The organism is Novosphingobium sp. 550D (genome assembly GCF_057401885.1).
Genome location: NZ_CM171613.1, coordinates 2,459,683 through 2,485,502 on the forward strand (window position 1 = coordinate 2,459,683; position 25,820 = coordinate 2,485,502).

Consider the following 25,820-nt stretch of genomic DNA (forward strand, 5'->3'; position numbering starts at 1 on the left):
AATGGGTGCGCGAGGGACGAGTCCCTCGCATTTCAATCTTCTTCTGAACCTTCCTCTGCCCCCAACCCATGCTTCAACAACATCGGCATCTGGGCAAACGTGAAGAGGAAGGACAGCGGCATGAACAGCCAAATCTTCATTGCGAGCCAAGTGTCGAAATTGTGGTTCGCCTGATTGTAGAAATGGCGCAGCCCCTCATTCAGCACCGCGAGGAGCAGGAAGAACCAACCCCAATTGCGCGACAGTTTCATCCAACCTTCGTCCGACAGGCCCGCAAAGGCGTCTTCGAGCAGGATTTTGAGCAAAGCATGGCCGCGCATCATCCCGATCAGCAACGCAAGGCCACTGGCCAGATAGATTGCCGTTGGCTTGATCTGAACCCATGTCGCGTCATGCAGCAGGATGGTCAGCCCGCCAAAAAACACGACAAGACCAGAGGAAAGCCAAAGCATCGGCCCAATACGCCCAAGTCGCCATTTGGACACGATCAGCGCCAGAATCGTTGCCGCGATAAACACGACTGTGCTCTTGGTGATCGCCACGACATCACCGATCCCCGCATCGCCGCCCGCCGGACGCCATGCGCGATACGCCAGGAAAAAGGCCAGCATCGGCCCGTAATCGATGACGATATTGAGCCAGCCAGATTTCTTCTTCGTCGCGCTCATGCCGCAACCCCGGCAATGACACGCGCTACCAGATCAGGGTCAAACGGACGCAGGTCGTCAATCGTCTCGCCCACGCCGATCGCGTGAATGGGCAGGCCATATTGTTCAGCCGCCGCGACCAGAACGCCGCCGCGCGCCGTCCCGTCCAGCTTGGTCATCACCAGCCCTGTCACGCCCGCCACTTCTCGGAAAACCTCAATCTGGGCCAAAGCGTTCTGGCCATTGGTGGCGTCCAGCACCAGCACGACATCATGCGGCGCGGCCGGGTTCAATCGGCCCAGAACGCGCCGGATCTTGGCCAATTCGTCCATCAACTCGCGCTTGTTCTGCAAGCGCCCGGCGGTGTCCACGATCAATGCGTCCGTGCCCTTGTCGGTCGCGGCCTTGACCGCGTCAAACACCACGCTGGCCGGATCGCCGCCTTCCGGCCCCTTGATGATCGGGATGCCGATCCGGTCGGCCCAGACGCCAAGCTGGCCGATGGCCGCCGCGCGGAACGTATCGCCCGCCGCCAGCATGACCGCATAATCCTGTTCCTGAAACAGATGGGCCAGTTTGGCGATGGTCGTGGTCTTGCCGCTGCCGTTGACGCCGATGACCAGCACGACATGCGGGCGCGGGAATGCGGTCACGTCCAAAGGCTTGGCCACAGGGCGCAGGATCGCGGCGATTTCCTCGGCCACGGCGGAACGGATGGCGGTTTCATCAACGCCATTTTCAAACCGGGTCGAGGCAAGGCGTTCGCGGATGCGCGCCGCCGCACGCGGGCCCAGGTCGGACAGGATCAGCGCGTCTTCCAGATCATCGAGCTGATCATCGGTCAGGCGCGCGGCCCCGCCCAGCAATCCGGCAAGATTGCCCGTCAACCGGTCGGTCGTTTTGGCAAAACCGCCCAGCAGACGGTCAGACCAGCTATCGGCACTCATGCCAGCATTCCTTCAAGCAAACGTGTGGGTGTGATGGTGATGATGGCGCCGCGTTGGGCGCCTTTGGGCGCCGCAATGGACGCAAAATTTTCTGCATGACCTGTGCCATCGCGCTCAACCAGAATGGTCTGGGGGCGTCCGATCAGGCTTTCCTGCCATGCGCTGCGCTGGGCCGCGACGGCTTCGCGCAGAGCGGCGGCACGGGCCAACACAACCTGTCGGTCAACCTGCGGCATACGCGCAGCGGGCGTGCCGGGGCGGGGGGAATAGGGAAAGATGTGGCCGTGAACGATGGCAAGTTCGGCAATGATCGAAAGATTGGCCTGATGGGCGGCCTCGTCCTCGGTCGGGAAGCCGGCGATGATGTCGGCGCCGATGGCCATATCGGGGCGCAAGGATTTCAGGCGCGAAACCAGATCCACCGCATCAGCCCGGCTGTGGCGCCGCCGCATACGTTTCAGGATCAGATCATCGCCATGCTGCAACGAGAGGTGAAGGTGCGGCATCAGCCGCGCCTCGCCCGCCAGCAGGTCGAAGAGTTCATCGTCAATTTCTACGCCATCGACCGAAGACAGGCGAAGGCGCGAAAGCTCCGGCACATCACGCAAAATTGCCGCGACCAAAGCGCCCAGCCGCAGCCCGAAATCCTGCCCCCAACTGGTAAGATCAACCCCGGTCAGCACGACCTCGCCCACGCCGCCCGCGACATGTTCGCGAACCTCGGCCACCACATCGGCCATCAGCCGTGAACGCGAAGGGCCGCGCCCCTGCGGGATGATGCAAAAGGTGCAGGCGTGATCGCAGCCGTTCTGGACCGCGACAAAGGCCCGCGTATGCCCCACCGACCGCGCCGCCACAGGGGCCAGATCGGGCACATTCCACGCCCGCGCATCCAGCTTTTCCGCATTGGCGATCAATCCATCGACCTCGGGCATGGCGGCGATGGCCTCGCGTTCGATCTCGGCGGCGCATCCCGTGACCAACAGCCGCGCATCGGGCCGATTGCGGCGCGCACGGCGGATCGCCTGTCGCGTCTGTCGCAAAGCCTCTGCCGTCACGGCGCAGGAATTGATGACCACCAGATCACCTTCCTGCGCCAGCATCGCCTGCATGCGCTCGCTCTCGGCCAGATTCATCCGGCAGCCCAAAGAGACGACCTCAACGCCAGAGGTGGCTTTCGCGCTCATGCAGGGAAATCGGAAAGCTCAAAACTGCCGCGAAAGGCTTCGGTGGCCGGGCCGGTCATGATGATGCGCCCATCGGCATTCCATTCGATGATCAGGCGGCCACCGGGAAGGGTGACTTCGACGCGGCGGTCCACCAATCCACGCCGCATTGCGCCGATCGCCGTCGCGCAGGCGCCCGTGCCGCAGGCCAGCGTGATGCCCGACCCACGCTCCCACACGCGCAGGCGGATGGCGCTGCGCGAGGTGATCGTGGCGACATTGACGTTCACGCGCTGCGGGAACAGCGGGTCATGTTCGATGATCGGCCCGATCCGTGCCAGATCGACGGCATCGGCGTCGGGCGTGAAAAAGATGACATGCGGGTTGCCGACATTGACCGCAGTCGGGTCCTGCAAATCTTCCCAGCCCACCGGCATGGTCAGCGTATCCATCGCAAAGCCCAGCGGAATGGCGTCCCAGTCAAAGCGGGGCACGCCCATATCGACGCTGATCCCGGCCTCTGTCGGTTCGGTGGTCAAAATGCCGCCAAGCGTTTCAATCTGCGCAGGCCGCCCATGCAACAGGCCGACCGCGCGACTGGCATTGCCGCAGGCGCCGCTTTCGCTGCCGTCGGCATTGAAAAAGCGCATGCGGAAATCCGCCACCTGCGACCCGTCCAGCACGACTAGTTGGTCGCAACCGATCCCGGTGTGGCGATTGGCCAATGCCGCGGCCAGCGTGGTGGTGATTTCAGGTAAGGCTTCGCTGCGCCCATCAAGGACGACGAAATCATTGCCCAGCCCGTGCATCTTGACAAAACCTATGCGCATGGCGGGCGCTCTATGCCTGTTGGCGGCTCAGGTCCACCCTTTTAGGCGGTGCGGCGCCACTCTTGCGGCGCTTTGGCGTCGGTTTTGGATGCTTCCTGACGGCTGCTGGCCAGAGAGAGTTCGTCGGTATTGGGCACCAGCATGTCATGCTCGGCCAGAAAGGCGCGTGTGGCCTCGGCGGGCTGGGGCTTGCCATAGAGATAGCCCTGACCCTTGAAGCTGCCCAAAGATTGCAGTTGGGTCAGCAATTCCGTTGATTCGACACCCTCGGCCGTGATGTTCAGGCCAAGGCCTTTGCCCAGCAAGGCGATGGTTTCGACAATCGTGCGGCTGTCGGGATCATCCTGCATGGCCAGAACGAAGCTGCGGTCGATCTTGATCCGGTCGAAGGGCAGTTTGCGCAATTGGGCAAAGGAGGAATAGCCGGTGCCGAAGTCATCAAGGCTGATCGTGATGCCCTGATTGCGCAGCGATGTGACCAGCGACTGCACCACGGCGATATTCTGATGCAGGCTGGTTTCGGTGATTTCCACCTCAAGGCGCTGGGGCGGGAATTGCGCCTCGACCAGCAGTTTGAGCAGTTTCTGGGCAAACCACGGATCGCGCAATTGCAATGGCGAAACATTGACCGACAGGGTCAGGCGCGGATCCCATTCGCGGGCATCGCGCAATGCCTGACGGATCAGCGATTCGGACAATTCGCCAATGACGCCGATTTCTTCGGCAATCGGGATGAACACATCCGGTCCGACCAATCCAAACGTCGGCGAATGCCAGCGCGCCAGCATTTCAAAGCCCAGCACTTCGCCCGAGGCCAGATCGACCTGCTTTTCATAATAGGGCACGAATTCGCCAAGCGGGATGGCGTCGCGGATCGCGATTTCCATTTCGCAACGATAACGCAACTCGGTTTCCAGCGATTCCTCAAACCAGACCGGCACCGGGCGGTCGAGTTTCTTGGCGTGGAGCAAGGCGACCTCGGCCAGATGGAGCAGGCCATTGGCGTCGATGGGGGCGTTGCCCATGCGGTTCTGGCGGTCGCCATTGGCCATGCCCACACTGGCGCTCAAGCGGTGATTTTCCAATTTGCGGTCCATGGTTGCGATCATGGCTTCGGCAATATGGGTCACGCGTTCGGGATGGCCCGCGATATAGGGGATGACGCAGGCAAATTCATCGCCGCCAAGTCGCGCCAGCAGCGCATCGGGCGGCAGCAGCGCTTCGATCCGCCGCGCGGTGTCGGCCAGCAACCGGTCGCCGCCATCGCTGCCGATCTTGTCATTGATGTGTTTGAAGTCGTGAATGTCGAGCATGACCAGCGCCGCCGTTTCACCACGTTCGCGCAACGCGGCCAGCAATTGGTCCGCACGCGGGGCAAAAGAGTGGCGGTTAAGGCATCCGGTCAGGGTGTCGGTCTGTTCCATCTGACGCGCCAGATCTTCGGCATTGCGCCGCGCCACGACCTCGGCATGGACGTCTTCGTACCGGCGCCAGCCAAAGATCACGAGCGCAATGTTAAGCAACAGGGCGTTGGTCAAAAGCTGGTTGGGGCCAAGGCCGATGCCGCTGAATTTGTACCAGACCTGGGACAGCGCCTCGCCGCCGGTGGCCGCAACCATGCATGTGGCCGTCACCGCAATGGCCAAGGCCAGCAAATCACCGCGCGCGGACCGCTTTGGCTGCGCGCCTTGATCGGGATTTGGCCGGTTAATTTTGGCGCTGCCGGACATGGATATAATTGGCCCCTAAAGCACGAAATTGGATGAAACCTAAGAGAAGGTTCTAAAATTTGTGTTAAGAATTTTTAGCGGGGCGCCATCGCGTTGCATTGTGCAAATGTCGGTGCGCGCGTTTTCGATGGGGCCCAGACGTTGATGGGACGCAGGCGTCGATGGGGCACGGGCATCGCGGGCAAAGAAAAAGGCGACCCGAAGGCCGCCTTATCCTGAACCTCATAAAAGAGGTAAAATGGTCGGGGAAAGAGGATTCGAACCTCCGGCCCCTGCCTCCCGAAGACAGTGCTCTACCAGGCTGAGCTATTCCCCGACCGGAGCGGCTTTCCGAAGAGCGCCGCTGGGCAGGAGCGCGCCTATATAGGGGGGTATTCAGGTTGGCAAGCGGCAAGTGACAAGTTTTTTCAAAAAGCCCTGCATTTTTTTCAAAAACCGCAGAAATCTAGGCATTTCATAGTTTTCCACAGGTGGCAATCAGGCCGCCATGCCATAGCGCCCGCGAGAATCGGCCCCTGACTGGTCACTGGAAAAACGTCCGACGGCATGGATCAGCACATTGGTTTCCCCCGACAGCGCCTGAAGCGCGGCATTGCTTTCCTCGACCATGGCGGCGTTTTGCTGGGTGGATTGGTCAAGGATGCGGAATGTGTCGCTGACCTGTTCCAGATCTTCGGCGTTGCTCTGGGCGGCGTCGGCAATATTGCCCACGGCCTGCGCGATCTGGCTGATCTGGCCGATGATGCCTTGCAGCGCTTCGCCGGTCTGAAGCACCTGCGCCACGCCTTCGGATACCTGATGGGTGGATGTGTCGATCAATTGCTTGATGCCATTGGCTGCATCCGCGCTGCGCTGGGCAAGGGCGCGCACTTCGTTGGCCACAACGGCAAAGCCTTTGCCCGCATCGCCCGCGCGCGCGGCCTCGACGCCGGCGTTCAGGGCCAGAAGGTTGGTCTGAAACGCGATGCCGTCGATCAGCGTGATGATCTGGCGAATCTCCTGCGCTGATTTTTCGACCAGTTCCATGGTGGCCATGGCGCGGCTGACGACTTGCTGTCCGTCATTGGCGCTTTGCTGGGCCTGATCCAGCGCGGCATTGACCGAGGCGGCGCTGTGGGCAGTATCGCGGGCGGCGTCGACCAATCGGTTCATGGTTGATCCGGCCTGTTCGACGCGGGCGGCCTGTTGTTCAGTGCGGATGGCCAGATCATTGCTGGCGCTGCGGATCTCGACCGAGCCGGCCTGAATGACGTTCGACGCTTTGGTCACCTGATGCACCAGCGCGGCCAGATCGGCGACCGACCGATTGAAGTCTTCGCGCAATTCCTCGAATTGGGCCGGGAAGCGGCGGTTGAGGCGATGGGTCAGATCGCCGCGGGCCAGAGCGCGCATCGCATTGCCGATCTCATCGACCACTTCACGGCGTTCGGCCTCGACGCTTTCACGTTCGCGTTCGGCGGCCAGTGTGACGCGCTCCTTTTCCTCCTGCGCGGCTTGCTGTTCCAGCATCACCTGCGACAGTTTATGGACCAGCCCGATCAGGACGCCGGATTCCAACAGCAGGATGACGGCATGCAATATCACGCGGAACAGATCTCCCTGCGCGCCAAAGACCAGTGAGGGGGCAATATAGCTGAGCAGCAGATGGTGCAGGGCGGTCACCACCGTTGCGGCCACAATCGGGCGCCAGTCGACCAGCAACGGCAGCATCGCAATCAAGGCAAAGAACGTCATGTGCAGGTCAACCTGCCATGCGCTGCCGCTCCATTGATACAGCATGACCGCGCTGAACAGAGGCAGGGTGGCGCCAATGGCGACGCGGGCCACGGCGTCATCCTTGCCGGAAAACATCAGCATGGTGGGCACAGCAACCAGCGCCAGCGCCAGCAGCACCGGCGTAAATCCCGAACCGGCGATCAAACTGCCCGCCAGCACCAGAATGGTGACTAGCCAGCATACGCCGACCAGGGATTTCATCCCCACCTGACGCAGTTTGACGATTTCATTCATGGCTTGTCCTTAACGTATGGATCGGTTGACTGGCATAGAGATGCCGGAGCGGCGATAATCAGTGCCCCTGCACTCAAAGCGGAAAAAGGGGTGAATTGCGGGCGACCGATCATCAGCAGGCTGTCTTTGGCGATGCCGCGACCGATCAGGGGAAGACCCTGATGCTTTGCCCATATCCTGGCGCTATTTCCCCCACCCGGCAGAGGCAGGATCAGCACTGCCATGCCCGCGCGTGGCCAAAGCGCGATCAGCGGCATCAGCACGAATGCCAATACCATCTGTGCGATGGCCAGTTTTCGGTAAGGAGGACTAACGGATTTCAACGAAGGGCGACCCTGTAGGTGGGGAATATTTGCCCGTTTTACCGCACAGACTTTGGCAATTCGCGATGCGCCTTTCCGCAAATGCCCCTATGCGGCCCATGGCTTTTGCCGGTGGCGAAATGAAACAAGCGGCGTTAGATGGTGCCCATGCAAACCAACAGCCCCGAACGCAGCCGCCATTGGGAATGGCAATATCTCGATCTGATGCGCCAGATTTGGGAAAATGGTGACGAGCGGCGCGACCGTACCGGCATTGGCACACGATCCTTGTTCGGTGCGACGATTCGGTGTGATCTTTCGGATGGCCGTATGCCTCTGGTCACGACCAAGCGGGTGTTCTGGAAAACGGCGACTCGCGAATTCCTGTGGTTCCTGACGGGTGACACCAATATCCGTGCGCTCTGTGCGCAGGGGGTGGAGATCTGGACCGATTGGCCGCTGGCGCTTTACCGCCGCGAAACGGGCGATCAGATTTCGCGCGAGGATTTTTCCGCCCGCATCGTGGCTGACGCGGAATTTGCTGCCCGCTGGGGCGACCTTGGTCCGGTCTATGGCAAGCAATGGGTCAATTGGCCGACCTATCAGCCGGTGGGCGATGGCCTGTATCGTCTGGGGCAGGGGATCAATCAGGTGGCCGATCTGGTCCATGCGCTCAAAACCAATCCGGGCAGCCGCCGCCATATTGTCGAAGGCTGGAACGTGGCCGAGGTCGATGCGATGGCGCTGCCGCCCTGTCACAAGACCTATCAGTTCCATGTGGCCGACGGGCGCCTGTCGGGCATCCTTTATCAACGCAGCGCGGATTTGGCGCTGGGCGTGCCGTTCAACCTGTGGGGCGCGGCGCTCTTTACGCGTTTGTTGGCGGCGCAATGTGGGCTGGAGCCGGGCGAACTGGTGTGGATGGGGGGCGATGTGCATCTCTATCTCAACCACGGCGATCTGGTGGAGGAACAGTTGAAGCGCGCGCCTTCGGGCGATCCGCGATTGTCGATCACGCGCCAGCCCGACACGATCTTTGATTATCGAATCGAGGACTTCTCGGTTCTGGGTTACGCGCCTCAAGGCAAGCTGGGGGCACCTGTCGCCGTGTAAGGAGATGTGATGGATCAGCGAATCGATGCCTATATCGAGGCGGCCCCGGAATTTGCCCGGCCGATCCTGATCCATCTGCGCGCCATGGTGCATGACGCCGTGCCGGGTTTGGGCGAGGCGATCAAATGGTCGATGCCCCATTTCACGCTGAATGGTAAAAATCTGGCCGGAATGGCCGCGTTCAAGGCGCATTGTGCCTTTATCATCCACGTATCGGGCCGACAGGGCGCGGCGCGCACCGACGGCATGGGCGATTATGGCAAGATCGCCACGATGGATGACCTGCCCGACCCGGAAACCTTACGTGAACGGCTGGCACAGGCCGCGCAGGCGTTGCTGAGCGAGCAGAAGGGGCCAAAGGTGCCCAAGGCGCCCAAAGCCGAGATAGCTGTTCCTGACGACCTTTTGACGGCTTTGGATGGCAATCAGGCCGCACGGATGACGTTTGAAGGCTTTGCCCCGTCGCATCGACGCGATTATCTGGAATGGATTGTTGAGGCAAAACAGGCCGCAACCCGCACCAAACGCATAGAACAGGCCGTCGAATGGATGGCGCAGGGCAAAAAACGTCATTGGAAGTACGAAAAGTGCTGATTTAACGCGCTTTGTCTGTGGATAAATCACATTGTCACGCCGCCGAAACAGATTCGCGTTACGGAAACGGGGTCGTTCACCCGACGAAAACCCAGAAAATCCGGGGCTTCTGCAAAAGCTTGCGCAAGGCTGTTGACAGGGTGCGCCTCGTTATCTAGAGGCCGCGTCACCCAAGGGGCGCTGCCCCGAAGGAAACATCGAAGTGAGCGGGTGTAGCTCAGTTGGTTAGAGTGCCGGCCTGTCACGCCGGAGGTCGCGGGTTCGAGCCCCGTCACTCGCGCCACTTCATGGTTCCTTGCGAGGCCCAAGCATATTGCGCGGGTGTAGCTCAGTTGGTTAGAGTGCCGGCCTGTCACGCCGGAGGTCGCGGGTTCGAGCCCCGTCACTCGCGCCACCTTGGGTCCATTCTTTCGGATGGTTTCAAAAAGGCCCGGTCCCAAGTGGATCGGGCCTTTTTTGCGTCTGTCGTCGGCACGATGCGCGAATTCATGGCGTGGGGCCATCAACCCCAGCGCCCGGTCTCCATCCAGATCAGAAACCGCCGCAAGGGCAGGAGCCACACCACGCCCAGCAGGACATATATCGGCACCTGACCCAGCGCAGGCCATCCGGCCATCCACGGGGCGACGTAACGCGCCACAAGCCCGGCATAGACCATCAATCCGGCCAGCAGCAGCAGCAACCCTGCCGGAATTCGCCAAGTCGGCTCTTTGCGCATCAAATGTCTCCGTAAAGGCGGGTGGGGGTCACCACCGCGCGCAGCGGCATATCATGCGGTTCGGTGGGCAGGCTGTCCACCTTTTGACAATCCCACGCCAGACCCAGCGCCATGACATCGGGATTGGCGGCCAGCCAGCGGTCATAATGTCCGCCACCCTGGCCCAATCGCATGCCCTGCGCGGTAAAGCCGACCAAGGGGACGAAGGTGACATCGGGAAACAATTCTTCGGCGTCGGCGGCTGGCTGCAACGCGCCATAGGGGCCGGTTTCCAATCCATCATCTTCATACGGGTCGCGCCATTCCCGAAACTGCATCGGCGCACCGACGGCCGCAAACCAAGGAAGGGCGATCCGCCGGCCATTTTCGGCAAACCATTTGGCATAGGCCCGCGTCGGCGCTTCACCCGAAATGGCGTGATAGAGGCCGATGGTCGTCCCTTCGCCCGCCAAAGCCGCCACTGCGCCGGGCGGGCGCATGAACAACAGCGCCGACATGGATGCAGGCAGGGCATTGACATGTTCGCGGCGCAAACGACGCAAACGGGCGCGCAGGCATTTCTTGTCGGTCAACATTTGCACTTTCGGCCTGTGCCGTCCCGATCCCCCGGCGCGGCTACCTTAAGTACAATCTGGGTGGCTGGGCCGGGGGAGCGGGACGGCACAGCAAGCCCAACGCGTAGGCGTTGGGCGTACCCAACAAAGAAAAGGGTGACGGGACCACCATGGGCCGTTGCCGGGAAATCCTCTGACGCCTCGACGTCAGGTGGGGACCATGTACCAGAGGCCAGGGCCAGTGGCAGGGACAGCCCCCTAGGATTGCTTATAGCCTCAGGGATTTTCATGCGGCTCGCACCGGGCAGTACCCGTCGAGACATAATGTAGGCGCGACCAGGTGATTTCTCAAGCCCCAAAGGGCTTATGCCAGAGTTTCGACCGAAGCAGCCAATTGTTCAAGGATTGTCGCGACCGCGCCAAGGCGCCGAGCCAGCGCAGGATCGGTATCGCAGGGCACGCCCATTTCCACCTGTTGGCGCAATTCCTGAACTTCGTCGGCCAAAAGCAGGGCGGCAAAAAGCATCGCCCGAACCTCGCTCTGATTTGATGCCTCGGGCAGGGCGGCGATCTTTTCCTCGATAATCCCACCCAACACGCGCACGTGGTCTTCCTCGCCGGGCGCACAGGCCACCGCATAGTCGCGGCCGCCGATGGTCAATTCGACTCGACTCATGATTGCGCCTTCTCTGCTCTGGCGATCAGGCCATCGAGGGTGAACAAAGCGTCGCCCACCTTTTCACGCAGGATTTCGTGCCGCACCTCAAGCTGGGCCGTCTGGTTTGCGGCCTCAAGCCGTGCTTCTTTGGCGCGCTGGGTCGCGCGGGCGATACGGTCCAACGCCGCCTCGATCCGGTCGAGGGCGCTGTCCATCGATGAGGTTTCATGTTCGCTAGTGGCCATCAATTTGCATGCGTAGCGCAATAATTTTGCCCTTGCAAAGGCAAGAAGGACCCAAATGACAACGGTTGCGGCGATTTCGATGCCATTTTGGCGTCGCGCAGAGGTTGACGCAGCCCCCACCCATCCGCAATGGAGACCGCGCGAATCGCACGCCTATGTGCCTATGCATACCTATTCGGAGCTTTCGAAAGCATCATGAGCATTACCGCCCCCCGCCTGCAAAACATGGCCAACGCCATCCGTGTGCTCTCGATGGACGCGGTTCAGGCTGCCAATTCGGGCCACCCCGGCATGCCGATGGGCATGGCCGACGTCGCCACGGTCCTGTTTTCGAAATTCCTGAAGTTTGATCCGGCCCAGCCGCGCTGGCCCGATCGTGACCGTTTCATCCTGTCGGCGGGCCACGGCTCGATGCTGATTTACAGCCTGCTGCACCTGACCGGCTATGAACGTCCGACGATGGACGACATCAAGAAGTTCCGCCAGCTTCACTCGGTCTGCGCCGGTCACCCGGAAAACACCGAATTGCCGGGTGTGGAATGTACCACTGGCCCGCTGGGTCAGGGCCTTGCCATGTCGGTGGGCTTTGCCATTGCCGAGCGTCATTTGAACGCCCAGTTTGGCGACGATCTGGTTGACCACAAGACTTTCGTGATCGCAGGCGACGGCTGCATCATGGAAGGCATCAACCATGAAGCCATCGGCCTTGCCGGTCACCTCAAGCTGGGCCGTCTGGTCGTGCTGTGGGACGACAACCGCATCACCATTGACGGCGACACCGATCTGTCGACCAGCGAAGACGTGGGCGCGCGTTATGCTGCAACTGGCTGGCACGTGGTTTCGTGCGACGGCCATGATTTCGCCGACATCGAACGTGCGATTGCCGAAGCGGTCGCCGATCCGCGTCCCTCGCTCGTTGCCTGCCGCACGATCATTGGCAAGGGCGCGCCCAACAAGCAGGGTGGTCACTCGGTCCATGGTGCGCCGCTGGGCGCCGCTGAAATCGAGGCTGCTCGCGCTGAACTGAACTGGACGCTGCCTGCGTTTGAACTGCCTGCTGACGTTCTGGCCGACTGGCGCAATGTCGGCGCTCTGGGCAAGACGGCGGCGGTGGATTGGGCCGACCGCGTGGCCAAGAGCGACAAGGGTGCCGAACTGCTGCGCCGCATGAACGGCGAACTGCCCGATCAGAGCGAGGTTCAGGCCACGTTCGACGCATGGCTGGAAAGCTGCACCAAGGTTGCGACGCGCAAGGCCAGCGAAATGGCGCTTGAAGTGCTGACCGCGCATGTGCCTGAAATGGTGGGTGGTTCGGCCGACCTTACCGGGTCGAACCTGACGGTCACCAAGTCGACCAAGCCCTTTGGTCCGCAGGATTATTCGGGCCGCTATGTCTATTACGGCATTCGCGAATTCGGCATGGCCGCGGCGATGAACGGCATGGCGCTGCATGGCGGGATCATCCCCTATGGCGGCACTTTCCTTGTGTTTTCGGATTATTGCCGCAATGCCATTCGTATGTCGGCTTTGCAGAAGGCCAAGGTGGTCTATGTGCTGACCCACGATTCGATTGGCCTTGGCGAGGACGGTCCGACCCATCAGCCGATCGAACATGTGATGTCGATGCGCATGATTCCGAATCTGGAAGTGTTCCGCCCTGCCGACGTGATTGAAACCGCCGAGGCATGGCAATTGGCGATCGCCAATGAAGGCCGCCCCAGCGTGCTGGCTCTGACCCGTCAGAACCTGCCGCAGCTTCGCAAGTCGGGTCCGAACCTGACGGCAAAGGGTGCCTATCGCCTTGTCGCGGCCGAAGCCGCGCGTAAGGTGGTGATCGTGGCGACCGGTTCGGAAGTCGAGATCGCCTTTGGCGTTCGCGCTGCGCTTGAAGCGCAAGGCGTGGGCGTCGATGTGGTTTCGATGCCCTCGATGAGCCGTTTCCTTGAACAGGACGCGGCATACAAGGCTGATGTTCTGCCCGCCGATGTGCTGAAGGTCAGCATTGAGGCCGGTACGACCTTTGGCTGGGAACGTATTACGGGCCTTGACGGTCTGCGCTTTGGTATCGACACCTTTGGCGCATCGGCTCCGGCCCCGGCACTTTATGATTATTTCGGTCTTACGGCTGAAAAGATTGCGCCGCAAATTCTTGCGGCACTCCAGAACTAACGAGGAGGATACTCATGGCTGTGAAGGTTGCCATCAACGGTTTCGGTCGCATCGGGCGCAATGTCGCGCGCGCCATTCTGGAGCGCCCCGATTGCGGGCTCGAACTGGTTTCGATCAACGATCTGGCCGACGCCAAGGCTAATGCCCGCCTCTTCAAGCATGACAGCGTGCACGGCACTTTCTCGGGCACCGTCGAAGTGGACGGCAACGACCTGATCCTGAACGGCAAGCGCGTTCAGGTGACCGCCGAGAAGGACCCGGCCAACCTGCCGCATGCCGCCAATGGCATCGACATCGCGCTGGAATGCACCGGCTTCTTCGTCGACCGCGATTCGGCCGGCAAGCACCTGGCCGCCGGCGCCAAGCGCGTACTGATCTCGGCGCCTGCCAAGAAGGTCGACAAGACCGTCGTGTTCGGCGTGAACCACGAAACGCTGACCGCCGACGATCTGATCGTGTCGAACGCTTCGTGCACCACCAACTGCCTCGCGCCCTTCGCCAAGGTTCTGCATGAATCGATCGGTATCGAGCGTGGCCTGATGACCACGATCCACTCGTACACCAACGATCAGAAGATCCTGGACCAGATCCACAAGGATCCGCGTCGTGCCCGCGCCGCTGCTCTGAACATGATCCCGACCTCGACCGGCGCTGCCGTAGCCGTGGGCGAAGTGCTGCCCGAACTGAAGGGCAAGCTGGACGGTTCGTCGATCCGCGTGCCGACCCCGAATGTTTCGGTCGTCGACCTGACGTTCCAGCCCAAGCGCGACACGACCATCGAGGAAGTGAACGCTCTGCTCAAGGCTGCTGCCGAAGGTCCGCTCAAGGGCGTGCTGGGCTATACCGAAGAGCCGCTGGTTTCGATCGACTTCAACCACGACCCGCATTCGTCGACCATCGACGCGCTGGAAACGGCTGTCATCGACGGCAAGCTGGTGCGCGTGCTGAGCTGGTACGACAATGAATGGGGCTTCTCCAACCGCATGCTGGACACGGCAGGCGCGATGGCCAAGTTCCTCTGATGGAACACCGGGGCGGGAAGGGAAACCTTTCCGCCCTTTGTTTCTCAGCTATATGTTTACGATCGGGCGCTAGATCTGCGTCCCGAATTGGGGGTTAGTGATGGCTTTTCGCAAGCTTGACGATCTGGGTGATGTGACCGGCAAGGTCGCGCTGGTGCGCGTCGATTTCAATCTGCCGATGAAGGATGGCGCGGTGACGGAAGACACGCGCGTGCGCGCCGTGGCGCCGACCATTCTGGAATTGGCCGACAAGGGCGCCAAGGTGCTGCTGTTGGCGCATTTTGGCCGTCCCAAGGGCAACCGCGTGCCGGATCAGTCGCTCTCGCTGGTCGTGGGCGCAGTGGAAAAGGTGCTGGGCCGCGAAGTCATGTTCGTGCCCGAAGTTGCGGGCGATGTGGTCAAGCAGGCCGTGGGGATTCTGGGCGCGGGCGACATTGCCTTGCTGGAAAACACCCGTTTTTGGCCGGGCGAGGAAAAGAACGACCCCGAACTGGTCAAGGCCATGGCCGAGGTTGGCGATTTTTACGTCAATGACGCTTTCTCAGCCGCGCATCGCGCCCATGCCAGCACCGAGGGGCTGGCCCATGTCCTGCCCGCCTATGCGGGTCGTTCGATGCAGGCCGAACTCGAAGCTTTGGGCAAGGCGCTTGACGCTCCGGAAAAGCCGGTGGCCGCCGTTGTCGGCGGGGCCAAGGTGTCGAGCAAGCTCGATGTGCTCAAGCATCTGGTGACCAAGGTCGATCACCTCATCATCGGCGGCGGCATGGCCAACACTTTCCTGGCCGCGCGCGGCGTGGATGTGGGCAAGAGCCTTTGCGAACACGATCTGACCGGCACTGCCGAGGAGATTATGGAGGCCGCCGATGCTGCCGGTTGCACCGTGCATTTGCCCTATGAAGTGGTGGTGTCGAAGGAATTTGCCGCCAATCCGCCCAGCTTGCGCACCTGCAACGTGCATGAAGTGGCCGCCGACGAGATGATCCTCGACGTTGGCCCCAGCGCGGTTGAGGCGCTGGCCGATGCGCTGAAAACCTGCAAGACGCTGGTGTGGAACGGGCCGATGGGCGCGTTTGAAACCGTGCCTTTCGATGCGGCGACCGTGGCTTTGGCCCGCATTGCCGCGGCGCTGACCAAGGAAGGTTCGCTGGTTTCGGTGGCGGGCGGCGGTGATACCGTGGCCGCGCTGCATCACGCCGGGGTGGCGGGGGACTTCTCCTATATCTCGACCGCAGGCGGCGCTTTCCTTGAATGGATGGAAGGCCGCGAACTGCCGGGCGTCAAGGCGCTCGAAATCTAAACGAATTCACCCGCCCGGTTTGCAGTGCAGCGGTTGCATTGCAGCACCGGGCGGGTTATTTCCGGCCTGTCGTGCATACCTATGCAAAATTTTGCGCATAGGTATGAACAAGAGAGGCCTTAACCAAACAGGGAAACACGCATGACCACCAAGGTTGTCCAGAAGATCCTCAGCAATTACGAATCCGACAATCCCGGCGTTAAGGCCAACCTCTATCGCATGCTCAATCAGGGCAAGCTGGGCGGCACGGGCAAGATGATCATTCTGCCGGTGGATCAGGGCTTTGAACATGGCCCGGCGCGCAGCTTTTCGGTGAACCCGGACGCCTATGATCCTCACTACCACTATCAGCTGGCCATTGACGCGGGCCTGTCGGCCTATGCCGCGCCGCTGGGCATGCTGGAGGCGGGCGCCGACAAGTTTGCCGGCCAGATCCCGACCATTCTCAAGGTCAACAGCTCGAACAGCTGGGCCACGGCGGCCAATCAGGCGCTGACCGGCAGCGTTGATGATGCGCTGCGTCTGGGCTGCTCGGCCATCGGTTTCACGATCTATCCGGGTTCGGACGATGTGTTCGAGATGATCGAAGAGATCAAGGAACTGCGCAACGAAGCCGCCAGCGTCGGCATTGCCACGGTGATCTGGTCCTATCCGCGCGGCGGCAAGCTGCCCAAGAGCGGCGAACTGGCCTTGGACGTGGGCGCTTATGCCGCGCATATCGCGGCGCTGGTTGGCGCGCATATCATCAAGGTGAAGCTGCCCAGCAACCACATCGAACAGGCCGAAGCCAAGCCTTGCTATGAGGGCACCGACTGGTCGGCGCAGTCGGACCGGGTCAAGCATGTGGTGCAGTCGTGCTTTAACGGTCGCCGCATCGTGATCTTTTCGGGCGGGGCCACCAAGGGCGCCGATGCCGTTTATCAGGACGCGCGCGACATTCGCGACGGCGGCGGCAATGGCTCGATCATCGGTCGCAACACGTTCCAGCGCCCGCGCGACGAAGCGCTCGCCATGCTGGGCAAGCTGATCAACATCTACAAAGGCAAGGAATAATCCTTAGCCCGTAGGGTGAAGCAAAAGACGCGGGGGCCGACACTGGCCTCCGCGTTTTTTATGCGGTATGGGCGCGGGCATGACTGAAGAAGCACCGACTTTCGAACACACCCGCGCGCCCACGCAGCTTTATCTGATCTCGCCCGCCGATGTGGGTGGTGATTTTCCCGAAAGGCTGGCGCGCGCGCTGGACGCCGGTTTGAAGGGGCGTCACCGGATTGCCGCTTTCCAATTCCGCGTAAAGGGTATCGACGATCATGCCGCCGCGCGACTGGCCGCGCCGCTTCAGGCCATTTGCGCCGAGCGCGAGATCGCCTTCATCGTCAACGATTCGCTCACGCTGGCCAAGCGCCTGAATGCTGATGGCGTTCATCTGGGACAGGACGATCTGGAGCGCGAAGGCGGCGTCAAAGTGGTGCGGCAGGAATTGGGACAGGACGCGCAAATCGGCGTGACCTGCCACAACAGCCGCCATCTGGCGCTGGAGGCCGGTGAGGCGGGGGCCGATTACGTGGCCTTTGGCGCCTATTACCCCACCGCCACCAAAGAGGTTGAACATTATGCCGAACTGGACCTGCTGACCTGGTGGCAGGGCCTGTTTGAAATCCCCTGTGTGGCGATTGGCGGGATCAATGCCGAAAACGCCGCGCCTCTGGTGCGCGCTGGGGCCGATTTCCTGGCGATTTCCGGCGCTGTGTGGAACGGGGACGAGGCGGCAAATGTCAAAGCCTTGATGGATGCTATCCTGGCTGCGCAATAAAGTTGTTGATGGGCATATCGGCGCCCTCTTTCCCAAGGGGCGCCGCCGTGTCAGAACATGGGCATGACCCAATCAAATCCTGATGGCGCAAATGTGCGCGAATTGACCTTACGCGGTGTTGTTCTGGGCGCTTTGCTCACCATCGTGTTTACGGCGGCCAATGTCTATCTGGGCCTCAAGATCGGCCTGACCTTTGCCACATCGATCCCGGCGGCGGTGATCTCGATGGCGGTGTTGCGCTATTTCAAGGGCGCCACCATTCAGGAAAACAACATCGTCCAGACCATCGCCAGTGCGGCAGGGACGCTCAGCGCGATCATCTTCGTGCTGCCGGGCCTAATCATGATCGGTTGGTGGGTGGACTTTCCCTATTGGCAATCGGTGGCGGTGATCGGCGTCGGCGGCATTCTGGGGGTGATGTATTCGGTGCCCCTGCGCCGGGCTTTGGTGACGGGCAGCGATCTGCCCTATCCCGAAGGCGTGGCGGCGGCCGAGGTGCTTAAGGTCGGCGCGGGCGTTGGCGGCGAGGAGGAGAACCGCAAGGGTCTGGCCGCCATCGTGCTGGGTTCGGGCGTATCGGTGGGTTACACGCTGCTGGCCAAGATGGGCATTGTGGTCGAGGAAGCCTCGCGTGTTTTCCGTTTCGGCGCAGGTGCTTCGGGCGTTTCGACCAGTTTCAGCCTTGCCTTGATCGGCGTGGGCCATTTGGTGGGCCTGACCGTCGGCCTTGCCATGCTGATCGGTATGTTGATCAGCTGGGTCGTGCTGGTGCCGCATTATACCGCGGGCGGCGTACCGGCTGCGCATGAATTGGCCGGTTTCGTTTCGGGCGTGTTCAAGAGCAAGGTCCGCTTCATCGGCGCGGGCACAATCGGCGTGGCGGCGGTCTGGACGTTGCTGCGCGTGATTGGCCCGATTGTGAAAGGTATCACCGGCGCTCTGGCCGCACAGCGCGCGCGCAAATCGGGCGAGGGCGCGGCTCTTGCCCTGACCGAGCAGGATTTGCCGATTGGTCTGGTCGGCGCGGTAATTGCCGCTTCGATGATCCCCATCGGCCTATTGCTGGCCGGGTTTGCCGCAGGTGGGCCGATTGAGCAGCATTTTGTTCCGGTGCTGATCCTGACGGTGCTCTATGTGTTGTTGATCGGCATCGTGATTGCATCGGTGTGCGGCTATATGGCGGGTCTGATCGGTGCGTCGAACAGCCCAATTTCGGGCACGGGCATCATTTCGGCTTTGGGCATCGCCCTGATTCTGGCGGCGATCTTTGGCCGGGACATCGCGCCGGAGGCAACGCGCGCGCTGGTCGCTTTTGCCTTGTTCGTGACCGCTATCGTGTTTGGCGTGGCGACCATTTCGAACGACAATCTGCAAGACCTGAAAACCGGCGAACTGATCGGCGCGACGCCGTGGCGTCAGCAGATTGCTCTGGCTTTGGGCGTGTTGTTTGGCGCGCTGGTGATCCCGCCGGTGCTCAGCCTGCTCAACACGACCTTTGGCTTTCAGGGCGCGGCCAATGCCGGCCCCGAAGCGCTTGCCGCCCCGCAGGCGGCACTGATTTCGGCCATTGCGCAGGGCGTTCTGGGCGGGAGCCTTGACTGGAACCTGATCGGCATTGGGGCCGGGATTGGCGTGGTGGCGGTCATTATCGATGAAGTGCTGCGCGCGACCAAGAAGGGTGCCTTGCCGCCGCTGGCGCTGGGCATGGGGATCTATCTGCCGATGGGTTTGACGCTCCTTATCCCGGTGGGGGCGATCATTGGCCGGTTCTATGACAATTGGGCCAAAAACAGCCGCAATGCAGAAGTGGCAGAACGACTGGGTGTGCTGGCGGCGACGGGTCTGATTGCGGGCGAAAGCCTGTTTGGCGTGGTGTTCGCCGGGATAGCGGCCGCCCGCAACAGCCCGACCCCGCTCGAAATTATCGAGCCGGGCGAACTGGCTTTGCCGCTGGGCATGGTCCTCTTTGCTGCGGCCATTGCCTGGCTCTATCTTGGCACCAAGCGCGCAGCGGCCCATCGTACGCAATGGCCGGTGGAGGATTAAGGGCGCCGATCAATAGCGGTTGTTGGCCACGCGGCGGATACAACGCATGTCGGTTTCCTTGCCTTCGCTGGTCAGCTTGCGCAGAAAGTTGTCGCTGACCCGGCGGAATTTTTGCCCTTGCTTGGGTCCGGTGGTCATGCGGATTTCATCGCCCGTCGCCAGATAGGATCCGCGGCCCTCGCTGGTGCTGTAGATGGACCCTTGGCGGATGGTGAAATCCTCCTCGGCGCGGCGCAGTCCGGCCGAGGTGAGAGCCGTGCCGGGCATTTCGCAGGCATATTCGCCGCGACGCACGGTAAAGGCCGGACCTTCGGGACCGGCCTGTGCCGGGACAGAAAAGACCGCAATTCCGGCCAATCCCAATGCACAGCACGATTGCCATATGGTCTTGCGTCCGCTAAGGGCGCCCGACTGCGCTTTTGCGCCAAACTTATTCCTGCTCTTTTCCATCGAAGGTCAAACCCCATGAAGATCAGCGGCGTCGAAATCCGCCCCGGCAACATTCTCGAATATGAAGGCGGTATCTGGAAGGTCGCAAAGACCCAGCATACCCAGCCCGGTAAGGGTGGCGCCTTTATGCAGGTCGAAATGAAGAACCTGATCGACGGGCGCAAGACCAATGTGCGTTTCCGCAGCGCCGATACGGTGGAGAAAGTTCGTCTCGACACCAAGGATTTCCAGTTCCTGTACGCCGAAGGCGACGATCTGGTGTTCATGGATGTTGAAACCTACGATCAGATCAACCTGCCTTCCGACCTTCTGGGCGATGCTGCTGCCTTCCTTCAGGACGGTATGACGGCTGTTCTCGAAATGTATGATGAACGCCCGATCAGCGTTCAGTTGCCCGAACAGGTCGAAGCCACCATCGTCGAAGCCGATGCCGTGGTGAAGGGCCAGACCGCCTCGTCCAGCTATAAGCCCGCCGTTCTGGACAATGGCGTGCGTATTCTGGTGCCGCCCCATATCGCATCGGGTACGCGCATCGTGGTCAACGTTTACGAACGCACCTATGTGGGCAAGGCTGACTGAGTATGGCAATTTCCGGCCTGATCCGCGTGATGGAGCGCGCCGCCCGTAAAGCCGGGCAGCGCCTGCGTCGCGACTTTGGTGAAGTGGAGCACCTTCAGGTGAGCCGCAAGGGCACGGCTGATTTTGTCAGCCGCGCCGACCAGCAGAGCGAACGCACCATCTATGACGAGCTGCGCGCGGCCCGTCCCGACTGGGGCTTTGTGATGGAAGAGGGCGGTGTGATCGAAGGCGATCCCACCCGTCCGCGTTGGATCATCGACCCACTCGATGGTACTTCGAACTTTCTGCACGGCATTCCGCATTTCGCCATTTCCATCGCCGCGCAGGAACCCGCGCTGGATGGCAAGGGGCCGGCGGGTGACGGTTGGGGCGATGTCATTGCGGGCATCATCTATCAGCCGATTACGGATGAAAGCTTCTGGGCGGAAAAGACGCGCGGTGCATGGCTGCATGATCGCCGTCTGCGCGTGTCGGGCCGTCGCCATCTGGACGAAAGCCTGATTTCGACCGGCATCCCCTTTGCGGGCCATGGCGATCCGCTGGAATGGACCAGAATTTACGCCGCTCTGGCGCCGCAGGTTGCGGGCATCCGTCGCTTTGGCGCGGCTTCGCTCGATCTGGCCTGGGTGGCGGCCGGTCGTTACGAAGGTTTCTGGGAATCGAACCTGAAGCCTTGGGATACGGCTGCCGGTTGCCTTCTGGTGCGTGAAGCCGGCGGCTTTGTTTCGAACTATCGCGGCCAGTCGCTGCCGGTTTGTGACAAGGAAGTTTTGGCCGGGAATGACGCTCTTCACTCGCGTCTCCACAAAATCCTTGTGGGTGCATTGAAGGAAGGGTGAAAAACCCATTGATCTGATGCGAAAGGATCGCTAGGCGGGCTCCACAAGGACGCGCAAGCGATCCTTTCCAGATTGGATCTGGAACGCCCCTGTGGTGGAATTGGTAGACGCGTCCGACTCAAAATCGGATATCGAGAGATGTGCCCGTTCGAGTCGGGCCAGGGGCACCATTTCCAAAGATCGAAAAAAAGGGCCGGCGGTTTCGCTGGCCCTTTTTCGTTTTGCGCGATTCGGGTTGGTTACAACACTTTGCCCATGCGCAGCAAAGGCACCTGAACCCCGTCGATCGGCGCTGACAGGACTTCCTCGATCGGGCTATAGCCGACCGAGCGATAGAGCGGCACACCCGCCATCGTCGCCATCATTTCGGTACGCGCAAAGCCTGCGGCGCGGGCGGCGTCTTCGCAAACCTGCATCACGCGGCGGCCAATGCCGCGCCGGGCAAAGCCGGGGTGGGTGTACATGGCGCGAATGCGGGCGGCATCCTTGGCCGGGTCCAGCACTTCGGGTTCGCGGGCCACAACGCTGGCATCGCCGCCATAAAGCGTGGCGCGATAGGACCAACCACCGCAACCGGCCAGTTCGCCATCCGATTCGACAAGGTAATACGTCCCGTCCTTGATGAGCTGGGTATCCAGCCCCATCACATGGCGGCTCGCCTGAATTTGGGCGGGGCTGAGAAAGCCTTCCTGAAGATTGTCGATGGCCAGCACCATCAACGCGCGCAGATTTTCCAGATCGTCCATCGTGGCGATTCGGTGAGTCAGCATGATCAATGTGTTTCCGTATAAAGAGCGCCGCGTGCGGCGAAGTGCTGCGCCACATCCTTGGCGCCCGATGCCAGCAGGGTGGCGAGCAGGATGCGCGCCTGAGTCGCGCCCAATCCGCCCGCAAAGATCGCGCCCGCATCGGCCAGACGCTGACCGCTGGCATAATCGGCGGCGGTGGAGCCGGTGGGACAGCGTGATGCAACCACGACCGGGATGCCCGCTGCGACGGCCTGTTCGACGGCCTTTGCCGCGCCGACCGAACCATTGCCGCGGCCCAGCGCCATCAGCACGATGCCTTTGACGCCAGAGGCGATGGCGGCGCGAATCATCGCGCCATCGTCACCGCCCGACAGAGCAATGATCGGACAGGCCGATTCGGGCACCACCGCCGCCAATGGTTCGTGGCGCGGCAAGGGGGCGGGGGCCGTGATCGCATCGCCACTGGCCATGCCCGCCATGCCGCCCCGCCAGCCAAAGCCATCGAGTGCGGAAGTGGCAAATTTATAGACCAGCGCCGCCGGGATCAGATGCCGGGCAAAGGCGACCAAAGCACCATGCTGTGCCAATTCCGGCGTTGCGGCGGCGCGCAGCGCTGCGGCCAGATTGCCGGGGCCATCGCTGTCGGGATCGGTCATCGGCAACATGGCGCCGGTGACGATGACGGGCTTTGAAACCCTGGGCAGGGAAAGGTCGATAAGGAAGGCGGTTTCCTCCATCGCGTCGGTGCCATGGGCGACGATGATGCCGGTGACATCCGCTTCATCCAGAGCCGCCAGCACCGCGTCACGCACCCGCGCCATATCGGCCAATGTCATGTCCTCGGACAGCCCGGCATAGATCTGGCGAACCTGTGGTCCCGCCAATGTGCCCCCAAGGCCGGATGCGCCCCCGGCCAGCTTTCCGCCCGCATCGGGCAAGGAGGAAATCGTTCCCCCGGCGTCGATCAGAATGATGCTCATGGGCAAAAGCCTATGGCCGCGCCGCGCCGGGGGAACAAGGGGGCAAACTGCGAAGGCGTTACAGTCGCCAGTTCACGCCCGCCGAAAAGCTGCGTTGGGGAAAGGGGTGGAACAGGAAGTATTTGTCATTGTTGAGATTATCAACGCCAAGGCTGGCCTCGAAATGATCGTTGACGTGGAACAGGGCGCGGATATCGACGACGAAATATTTGTCGAAACCCTGATAGGTGTTGCCGATGATGTCGCTGTTATCCAGTGTCCCGTAATTGCGGCTTGAATAACGCGCCGCTGTGGTCAGGCTGAAACGGGGGCTGGGACGCCATGTCAGCACTGCGCTGGCCTTCCATCGGGGAACAGAAGGCAGCAATTTGCCCGTCGCCGAGGGCAGGATCGAGTTCTTGCTGGTGATGGCGGCGGCGTGGGTCATGTTGGCCTGTACATCGAAATGGCCGGGCAGGTCGCGGCGCTCAAACGCGATTTCCACGCCGCGTGCGCGCGTGCGGTCGACGTTTTGAACATAGGTCGTGTTGGTCGCCGCGTTCAATTGTGAAATCAGCGCATTATCGACCACTTCGTTGAACAGGGCGATCCGCATGGATCCGCGCGCGGCCCTGTGTTCCAGCGCCAGTTCGAGGCTGCGCGCCCGTTCCGGCAACAGGCCGGGGTTGGGATTGGCAAGCAAGGTTCCCGTGGTGACGGTTTGATAGAGTTCGCCAACGGTGGGCATGCGAAACGCCTGTCCCGCCGAAATGCGCGCCGTCCATCGCGGGGCCAGCGCATATTCCAGCGCGGCCTTGGGGCTGAGCCCGGAAAAGCTGCGTTCGGGTTGAGCCAAATTGGCGTTGATGGTGGCGGTCAGACTTGTGTTGGCCCCGCCATAGGCGTGCCACCATTCCTGCCGCCCGCCAAGGGTCAATTTCACGCCCTTGGCAAGGCGTACTTCATCCTGCGCCCACAGGGCGAATGTCCGCGTGTTCCCCTTGCTGGCCGACCGCAATTGGCCAAGGGGTGAAGATGTATCGAGCCAATTGGCAATCGTATAGGTTTGGCTGTTCAACGTGGTGCGGTCAAAATGGCCTCCCATGCTGATGCGCTGGGCCGTGCCCATGTCGAATGCGCCCTTTGCGTCCAGCGTCGCCCATCCGGTGCCCTTTTGCCGCGCAATTGTGCCCACTCCGCCAGCGTAAGCGTTGGGCAAATCATTGCGCGTCGAAACAAAGCCTGTGGCGGCCGATGTGCCGGTGGTGGCGTCGGGTGAAGGGTTGGTCTGATTATCCCTTTCATAGCGATAAAGCGTGCCGATCACCCCCCAATCCCGCCCCGTCAGGCTGAGCGCGTGGCTGAGATGCAGCGCGTCGCGGGAATAGACCGCCGAGTTGAAACCGGTGGTCGCCCCGCTGGTCGCGGTGGCATAGGATGACGTATAGGATTGCACGCGCCCTTGCGTATCATCGCGCCAGATGCCCAGCACATAGCGGGCCTGAACATGTGGCGTCAGGTCTAAGGCGAATTTGGCCTTATAGGTGTCCTGAATATGATGCTCGATCCCGCCCGCGCCCAGAACGCGAATGGGCGCCCCGGTGCGATTGACGTCGGCGTAACCCGCCGTTCCGTTGGTGGTGGTCGCAAAGCTCACAGGCTGGCTGTTGGCGGTGGTGCGGGTGGCGCTGATCAGCAGGCTGAAGGCGCCGAAACGATTGCCCAGTGATCCGGAAAACTGGGTCGTGGGCAATGTGCTGTTGGTGCCGTAATAGGAATAGGTCTGGAGATTGGTTTGGGCCGAAAGCCGTGCCTCCAAACCTTTGGGCATGCGTGTGGTGATATTGACCACGGTGCCGATCGAATTGCCCGCATAGGCGGCGGAAAACGGGCCGTAGATCACGTCCACCCGTTCAATTTCCGAAGGCGTGACCAAAGTCCAGCGCGGCGACCCATTGCCATTGTTATTGGCGATCAGCGCGGAAAGCAGCGCGCCGTCGGCATAAATCAGGCTGCGCGCCGAGGAGCCCAACCCGCTGGTCCGTGTGGCGATGGGTGCGTAATTGTCGCCGATATGGCGTTTGCGGATAATCAGGCTGGGCAGGTATTTGAGCGTGTCCTCGACGCTGACGGCATTGATTTTCGTGGCGATGGTTGATGCATCGACGATGGCCGATGACGCCGCCGCACGGGCGATGTCATCGGGCTTTTCGCCTTTGACGATGATGGTGCGACTTTCATCCTCGTCCCCGGCATGGGCGGGCGTGGCAAGGATGGCGGAAAGCACGGCCAGAGATGTGGCCGCGCAGAAAGCATAAGACATGAAAACCCCCGGAACAGGCAGGCGCAAAGCGGCGCAGCCCAAGGCCGCGCCAAGGCGTCA

Annotated in this window: 25 protein-coding genes and 4 tRNA genes; 13 read left to right on the forward strand and 16 right to left on the reverse strand. The window is 61.4% G+C overall.

What is annotated here, in order from left to right; genetic code table 11:
- Positions 1-32: 32 nt before the first annotated feature.
- The 8 genes from AC2S2E_RS11595 to AC2S2E_RS11630 form a co-directional block, all read right to left on the reverse strand.
- Positions 33-668 (reverse strand): inner membrane-spanning protein YciB, encoded by a 636-nt coding sequence (locus AC2S2E_RS11595; RefSeq protein ID WP_486522441.1) that lies wholly within the window; start codon positions 666-668, stop codon positions 33-35.
- The gene (gene ftsY / locus AC2S2E_RS11600) at positions 665-1,594 is read right to left on the reverse strand and encodes a signal recognition particle-docking protein FtsY (protein WP_476104101.1); all 930 of its coding nucleotides are present in this window, start codon (positions 1,592-1,594) and stop codon (positions 665-667) included. Before ftsY ends, AC2S2E_RS11595 begins: the two co-directional genes overlap by 4 nt.
- Complete coding sequence (gene mtaB / locus AC2S2E_RS11605; RefSeq protein WP_486522442.1) at positions 1,591-2,781, reverse strand: tRNA (N(6)-L-threonylcarbamoyladenosine(37)-C(2))-methylthiotransferase MtaB; 1,191 nt, start codon at positions 2,779-2,781, stop codon at positions 1,591-1,593. Before mtaB ends, ftsY begins: the two co-directional genes overlap by 4 nt.
- A complete protein-coding gene (dapF, locus tag AC2S2E_RS11610; protein WP_486522443.1) occupies positions 2,778-3,590 on the reverse strand; it encodes a diaminopimelate epimerase in 813 nt (270 codons plus the stop codon). Before dapF ends, mtaB begins: the two co-directional genes overlap by 4 nt.
- A 41-nt stretch (positions 3,591-3,631) precedes the next feature.
- Positions 3,632-5,320 carry a putative bifunctional diguanylate cyclase/phosphodiesterase gene (locus AC2S2E_RS11615; protein ID WP_486522444.1) on the reverse strand — a complete coding sequence of 563 codons (1,689 nt, stop codon included), beginning with the start codon at positions 5,318-5,320 and terminating at the stop codon, positions 3,632-3,634.
- 239 nt (positions 5,321-5,559) lie between these two features.
- Positions 5,560-5,636: transfer RNA gene (locus AC2S2E_RS11620), tRNA-Pro, on the reverse strand.
- 161 nt (positions 5,637-5,797) lie between these two features.
- On the reverse strand, positions 5,798-7,330 hold the full coding sequence (locus tag AC2S2E_RS11625; RefSeq protein ID WP_476104090.1) for a methyl-accepting chemotaxis protein: 1,533 nt from the start codon (positions 7,328-7,330) through the stop codon (positions 5,798-5,800).
- The gene (locus AC2S2E_RS11630) at positions 7,327-7,653 is read right to left on the reverse strand and encodes a hypothetical protein (RefSeq protein WP_486522445.1); all 327 of its coding nucleotides are present in this window, start codon (positions 7,651-7,653) and stop codon (positions 7,327-7,329) included. Before AC2S2E_RS11630 ends, AC2S2E_RS11625 begins: the two co-directional genes overlap by 4 nt.
- 147 nt (positions 7,654-7,800) lie before the next feature.
- On the opposite strand from AC2S2E_RS11630, the gene thyA reads away from it, so the two are divergent.
- The 4 genes from thyA (at position 7,801) to AC2S2E_RS11650 (ending at position 9,733) form a co-directional block, all read left to right on the forward strand.
- Positions 7,801-8,745, forward strand: a complete 945-nt coding sequence (gene thyA, locus AC2S2E_RS11635) for a thymidylate synthase (protein WP_486522446.1) — start codon at positions 7,801-7,803, stop codon at positions 8,743-8,745.
- A 9-nt stretch (positions 8,746-8,754) separates the two neighbouring features.
- Complete coding sequence (locus AC2S2E_RS11640) at positions 8,755-9,339, forward strand: YdeI/OmpD-associated family protein (protein WP_486522447.1); 585 nt, start codon at positions 8,755-8,757, stop codon at positions 9,337-9,339.
- Between the two features lie 206 nt (positions 9,340-9,545).
- Positions 9,546-9,622 (forward strand) — tRNA-Asp (locus AC2S2E_RS11645).
- 34 nt (positions 9,623-9,656) lie between these two features.
- Positions 9,657-9,733: transfer RNA gene (locus AC2S2E_RS11650), tRNA-Asp, on the forward strand.
- A gap of 108 nt (positions 9,734-9,841) precedes the next feature.
- Here AC2S2E_RS11650 and AC2S2E_RS11655 read toward each other — a convergent pair.
- From AC2S2E_RS11655 to AC2S2E_RS11670, 4 genes are all read right to left on the reverse strand, one after another.
- The gene (locus AC2S2E_RS11655; protein WP_476104081.1) at positions 9,842-10,057 is read right to left on the reverse strand and encodes a DUF2842 domain-containing protein; all 216 of its coding nucleotides are present in this window, start codon (positions 10,055-10,057) and stop codon (positions 9,842-9,844) included.
- Entirely contained in the window at positions 10,057-10,632 is a 576-nt protein-coding gene (locus AC2S2E_RS11660; protein WP_486522448.1) for a 5-formyltetrahydrofolate cyclo-ligase, read from the reverse strand. The genes AC2S2E_RS11655 and AC2S2E_RS11660 overlap by 1 nt, the downstream gene beginning before the upstream one ends.
- Positions 10,633-10,975: 343 nt before the next feature.
- On the reverse strand, positions 10,976-11,287 hold the full coding sequence (locus AC2S2E_RS11665; RefSeq protein WP_476104076.1) for a cell division protein ZapA: 312 nt from the start codon (positions 11,285-11,287) through the stop codon (positions 10,976-10,978).
- Positions 11,284-11,514: a hypothetical protein gene (locus AC2S2E_RS11670; protein ID WP_476104074.1), complete on the reverse strand. Its 231-nt coding sequence runs from the start codon at positions 11,512-11,514 to the stop codon at positions 11,284-11,286. Before AC2S2E_RS11670 ends, AC2S2E_RS11665 begins: the two co-directional genes overlap by 4 nt.
- A 195-nt stretch (positions 11,515-11,709) precedes the next feature.
- Here AC2S2E_RS11670 and tkt point away from each other — a divergent pair, with 195 nt between their 5' ends.
- The 6 genes from tkt (at position 11,710) to AC2S2E_RS11700 (ending at position 19,861) form a co-directional block, all read left to right on the forward strand.
- The gene (gene tkt, locus AC2S2E_RS11675; RefSeq protein WP_486522449.1) at positions 11,710-13,683 is read left to right on the forward strand and encodes a transketolase; all 1,974 of its coding nucleotides are present in this window, start codon (positions 11,710-11,712) and stop codon (positions 13,681-13,683) included.
- 14 nt (positions 13,684-13,697) lie between these two features.
- Entirely contained in the window at positions 13,698-14,705 is a 1,008-nt protein-coding gene (gene gap, locus AC2S2E_RS11680; RefSeq protein WP_476104069.1) for a type I glyceraldehyde-3-phosphate dehydrogenase, read from the forward strand.
- A 100-nt stretch (positions 14,706-14,805) separates the two neighbouring features.
- A complete protein-coding gene (locus AC2S2E_RS11685) occupies positions 14,806-16,002 on the forward strand; it encodes a phosphoglycerate kinase (RefSeq protein ID WP_486522450.1) in 1,197 nt (398 codons plus the stop codon).
- A 141-nt stretch (positions 16,003-16,143) separates the two neighbouring features.
- A complete protein-coding gene (locus AC2S2E_RS11690; RefSeq protein WP_476104066.1) occupies positions 16,144-17,055 on the forward strand; it encodes a class I fructose-bisphosphate aldolase in 912 nt (303 codons plus the stop codon).
- 79 nt (positions 17,056-17,134) lie between these two features.
- Positions 17,135-17,815 carry a thiamine phosphate synthase gene (gene thiE, locus AC2S2E_RS11695; RefSeq protein ID WP_476104062.1) on the forward strand — a complete coding sequence of 227 codons (681 nt, stop codon included), beginning with the start codon at positions 17,135-17,137 and terminating at the stop codon, positions 17,813-17,815.
- A gap of 63 nt (positions 17,816-17,878) precedes the next feature.
- Positions 17,879-19,861: an OPT family oligopeptide transporter gene (locus AC2S2E_RS11700; RefSeq protein ID WP_486522451.1), complete on the forward strand. Its 1,983-nt coding sequence runs from the start codon at positions 17,879-17,881 to the stop codon at positions 19,859-19,861.
- A gap of 9 nt (positions 19,862-19,870) precedes the next feature.
- Here AC2S2E_RS11700 and AC2S2E_RS11705 read toward each other — a convergent pair whose 3' ends face one another.
- On the reverse strand, positions 19,871-20,311 hold the full coding sequence (locus AC2S2E_RS11705) for a hypothetical protein (RefSeq protein ID WP_486522452.1): 441 nt from the start codon (positions 20,309-20,311) through the stop codon (positions 19,871-19,873).
- A gap of 15 nt (positions 20,312-20,326) precedes the next feature.
- On the opposite strand from AC2S2E_RS11705, the gene efp reads away from it, so the two are divergent.
- The 3 genes from efp (at position 20,327) to AC2S2E_RS11720 (ending at position 21,899) form a co-directional block, all read left to right on the forward strand.
- Positions 20,327-20,890 carry an elongation factor P gene (efp, locus tag AC2S2E_RS11710; RefSeq protein WP_168602661.1) on the forward strand — a complete coding sequence of 188 codons (564 nt, stop codon included), beginning with the start codon at positions 20,327-20,329 and terminating at the stop codon, positions 20,888-20,890.
- Positions 20,891-20,892: 2 nt separating this feature from the next.
- On the forward strand, positions 20,893-21,729 hold the full coding sequence (locus tag AC2S2E_RS11715) for an inositol monophosphatase family protein (RefSeq protein ID WP_476104056.1): 837 nt from the start codon (positions 20,893-20,895) through the stop codon (positions 21,727-21,729).
- An 85-nt stretch (positions 21,730-21,814) separates the two neighbouring features.
- Positions 21,815-21,899, forward strand: a tRNA-Leu gene (locus AC2S2E_RS11720).
- Between the two features lie 69 nt (positions 21,900-21,968).
- Here the strand turns inward: AC2S2E_RS11720 and AC2S2E_RS11725 are convergent.
- From AC2S2E_RS11725 to AC2S2E_RS11735, 3 genes are read right to left on the reverse strand one after another with little or no spacing between them, the layout of a single operon-like run.
- Positions 21,969-22,499, reverse strand: a complete 531-nt coding sequence (locus tag AC2S2E_RS11725) for a GNAT family N-acetyltransferase (RefSeq protein WP_486522453.1) — start codon at positions 22,497-22,499, stop codon at positions 21,969-21,971.
- Between the two features lie 2 nt (positions 22,500-22,501).
- A complete protein-coding gene (locus AC2S2E_RS11730) occupies positions 22,502-23,458 on the reverse strand; it encodes an asparaginase (RefSeq protein WP_486522454.1) in 957 nt (318 codons plus the stop codon).
- A 58-nt stretch (positions 23,459-23,516) separates the two neighbouring features.
- Entirely contained in the window at positions 23,517-25,760 is a 2,244-nt protein-coding gene (locus tag AC2S2E_RS11735; protein ID WP_486522455.1) for a TonB-dependent receptor, read from the reverse strand.
- Positions 25,761-25,820: the final 60 nt, after the last annotated feature.

Bases quoted from the DNA above. Each gene is read 5' to 3' on its own strand.
- AC2S2E_RS11595 (WP_486522441.1), bottom strand. From the start codon at position 668: ATGAGCGCGACGAAGAAGAAATCTGGCTGGCTCAATATCGTCATCGAT.
- ftsY (WP_476104101.1), bottom strand. From the start codon at position 1,594: ATGAGTGCCGATAGCTGGTCTGACCGTCTGCTGGGCGGTTTTGCCAAA.
- mtaB (WP_486522442.1), bottom strand. From the start codon at position 2,781: ATGAGCGCGAAAGCCACCTCTGGCGTTGAGGTCGTCTCTTTGGGCTGC.
- dapF (WP_486522443.1), bottom strand. From the start codon at position 3,590: ATGCGCATAGGTTTTGTCAAGATGCACGGGCTGGGCAATGATTTCGTC.
- AC2S2E_RS11615 (WP_486522444.1), bottom strand. From the start codon at position 5,320: ATGTCCGGCAGCGCCAAAATTAACCGGCCAAATCCCGATCAAGGCGCG.
- AC2S2E_RS11625 (WP_476104090.1), bottom strand. From the start codon at position 7,330: ATGAATGAAATCGTCAAACTGCGTCAGGTGGGGATGAAATCCCTGGTC.
- thyA (WP_486522446.1), top strand. From the start codon at position 7,801: ATGCAAACCAACAGCCCCGAACGCAGCCGCCATTGGGAATGGCAATAT.
- AC2S2E_RS11640 (WP_486522447.1), top strand. From the start codon at position 8,755: ATGGATCAGCGAATCGATGCCTATATCGAGGCGGCCCCGGAATTTGCC.
- AC2S2E_RS11655 (WP_476104081.1), bottom strand. From the start codon at position 10,057: ATGCGCAAAGAGCCGACTTGGCGAATTCCGGCAGGGTTGCTGCTGCTG.
- AC2S2E_RS11660 (WP_486522448.1), bottom strand. From the start codon at position 10,632: ATGTTGACCGACAAGAAATGCCTGCGCGCCCGTTTGCGTCGTTTGCGC.
- AC2S2E_RS11665 (WP_476104076.1), bottom strand. From the start codon at position 11,287: ATGAGTCGAGTCGAATTGACCATCGGCGGCCGCGACTATGCGGTGGCC.
- AC2S2E_RS11670 (WP_476104074.1), bottom strand. From the start codon at position 11,514: ATGGCCACTAGCGAACATGAAACCTCATCGATGGACAGCGCCCTCGAC.
- tkt (WP_486522449.1), top strand. From the start codon at position 11,710: ATGAGCATTACCGCCCCCCGCCTGCAAAACATGGCCAACGCCATCCGT.
- gap (WP_476104069.1), top strand. From the start codon at position 13,698: ATGGCTGTGAAGGTTGCCATCAACGGTTTCGGTCGCATCGGGCGCAAT.
- AC2S2E_RS11685 (WP_486522450.1), top strand. From the start codon at position 14,806: ATGGCTTTTCGCAAGCTTGACGATCTGGGTGATGTGACCGGCAAGGTC.
- AC2S2E_RS11690 (WP_476104066.1), top strand. From the start codon at position 16,144: ATGACCACCAAGGTTGTCCAGAAGATCCTCAGCAATTACGAATCCGAC.
- thiE (WP_476104062.1), top strand. From the start codon at position 17,135: ATGACTGAAGAAGCACCGACTTTCGAACACACCCGCGCGCCCACGCAG.
- AC2S2E_RS11700 (WP_486522451.1), top strand. From the start codon at position 17,879: ATGACCCAATCAAATCCTGATGGCGCAAATGTGCGCGAATTGACCTTA.
- AC2S2E_RS11705 (WP_486522452.1), bottom strand. From the start codon at position 20,311: ATGGAAAAGAGCAGGAATAAGTTTGGCGCAAAAGCGCAGTCGGGCGCC.
- efp (WP_168602661.1), top strand. From the start codon at position 20,327: ATGAAGATCAGCGGCGTCGAAATCCGCCCCGGCAACATTCTCGAATAT.
- AC2S2E_RS11715 (WP_476104056.1), top strand. From the start codon at position 20,893: ATGGCAATTTCCGGCCTGATCCGCGTGATGGAGCGCGCCGCCCGTAAA.
- AC2S2E_RS11725 (WP_486522453.1), bottom strand. From the start codon at position 22,499: ATGCTGACTCACCGAATCGCCACGATGGACGATCTGGAAAATCTGCGC.
- AC2S2E_RS11730 (WP_486522454.1), bottom strand. From the start codon at position 23,458: ATGAGCATCATTCTGATCGACGCCGGGGGAACGATTTCCTCCTTGCCC.
- AC2S2E_RS11735 (WP_486522455.1), bottom strand. From the start codon at position 25,760: ATGTCTTATGCTTTCTGCGCGGCCACATCTCTGGCCGTGCTTTCCGCC.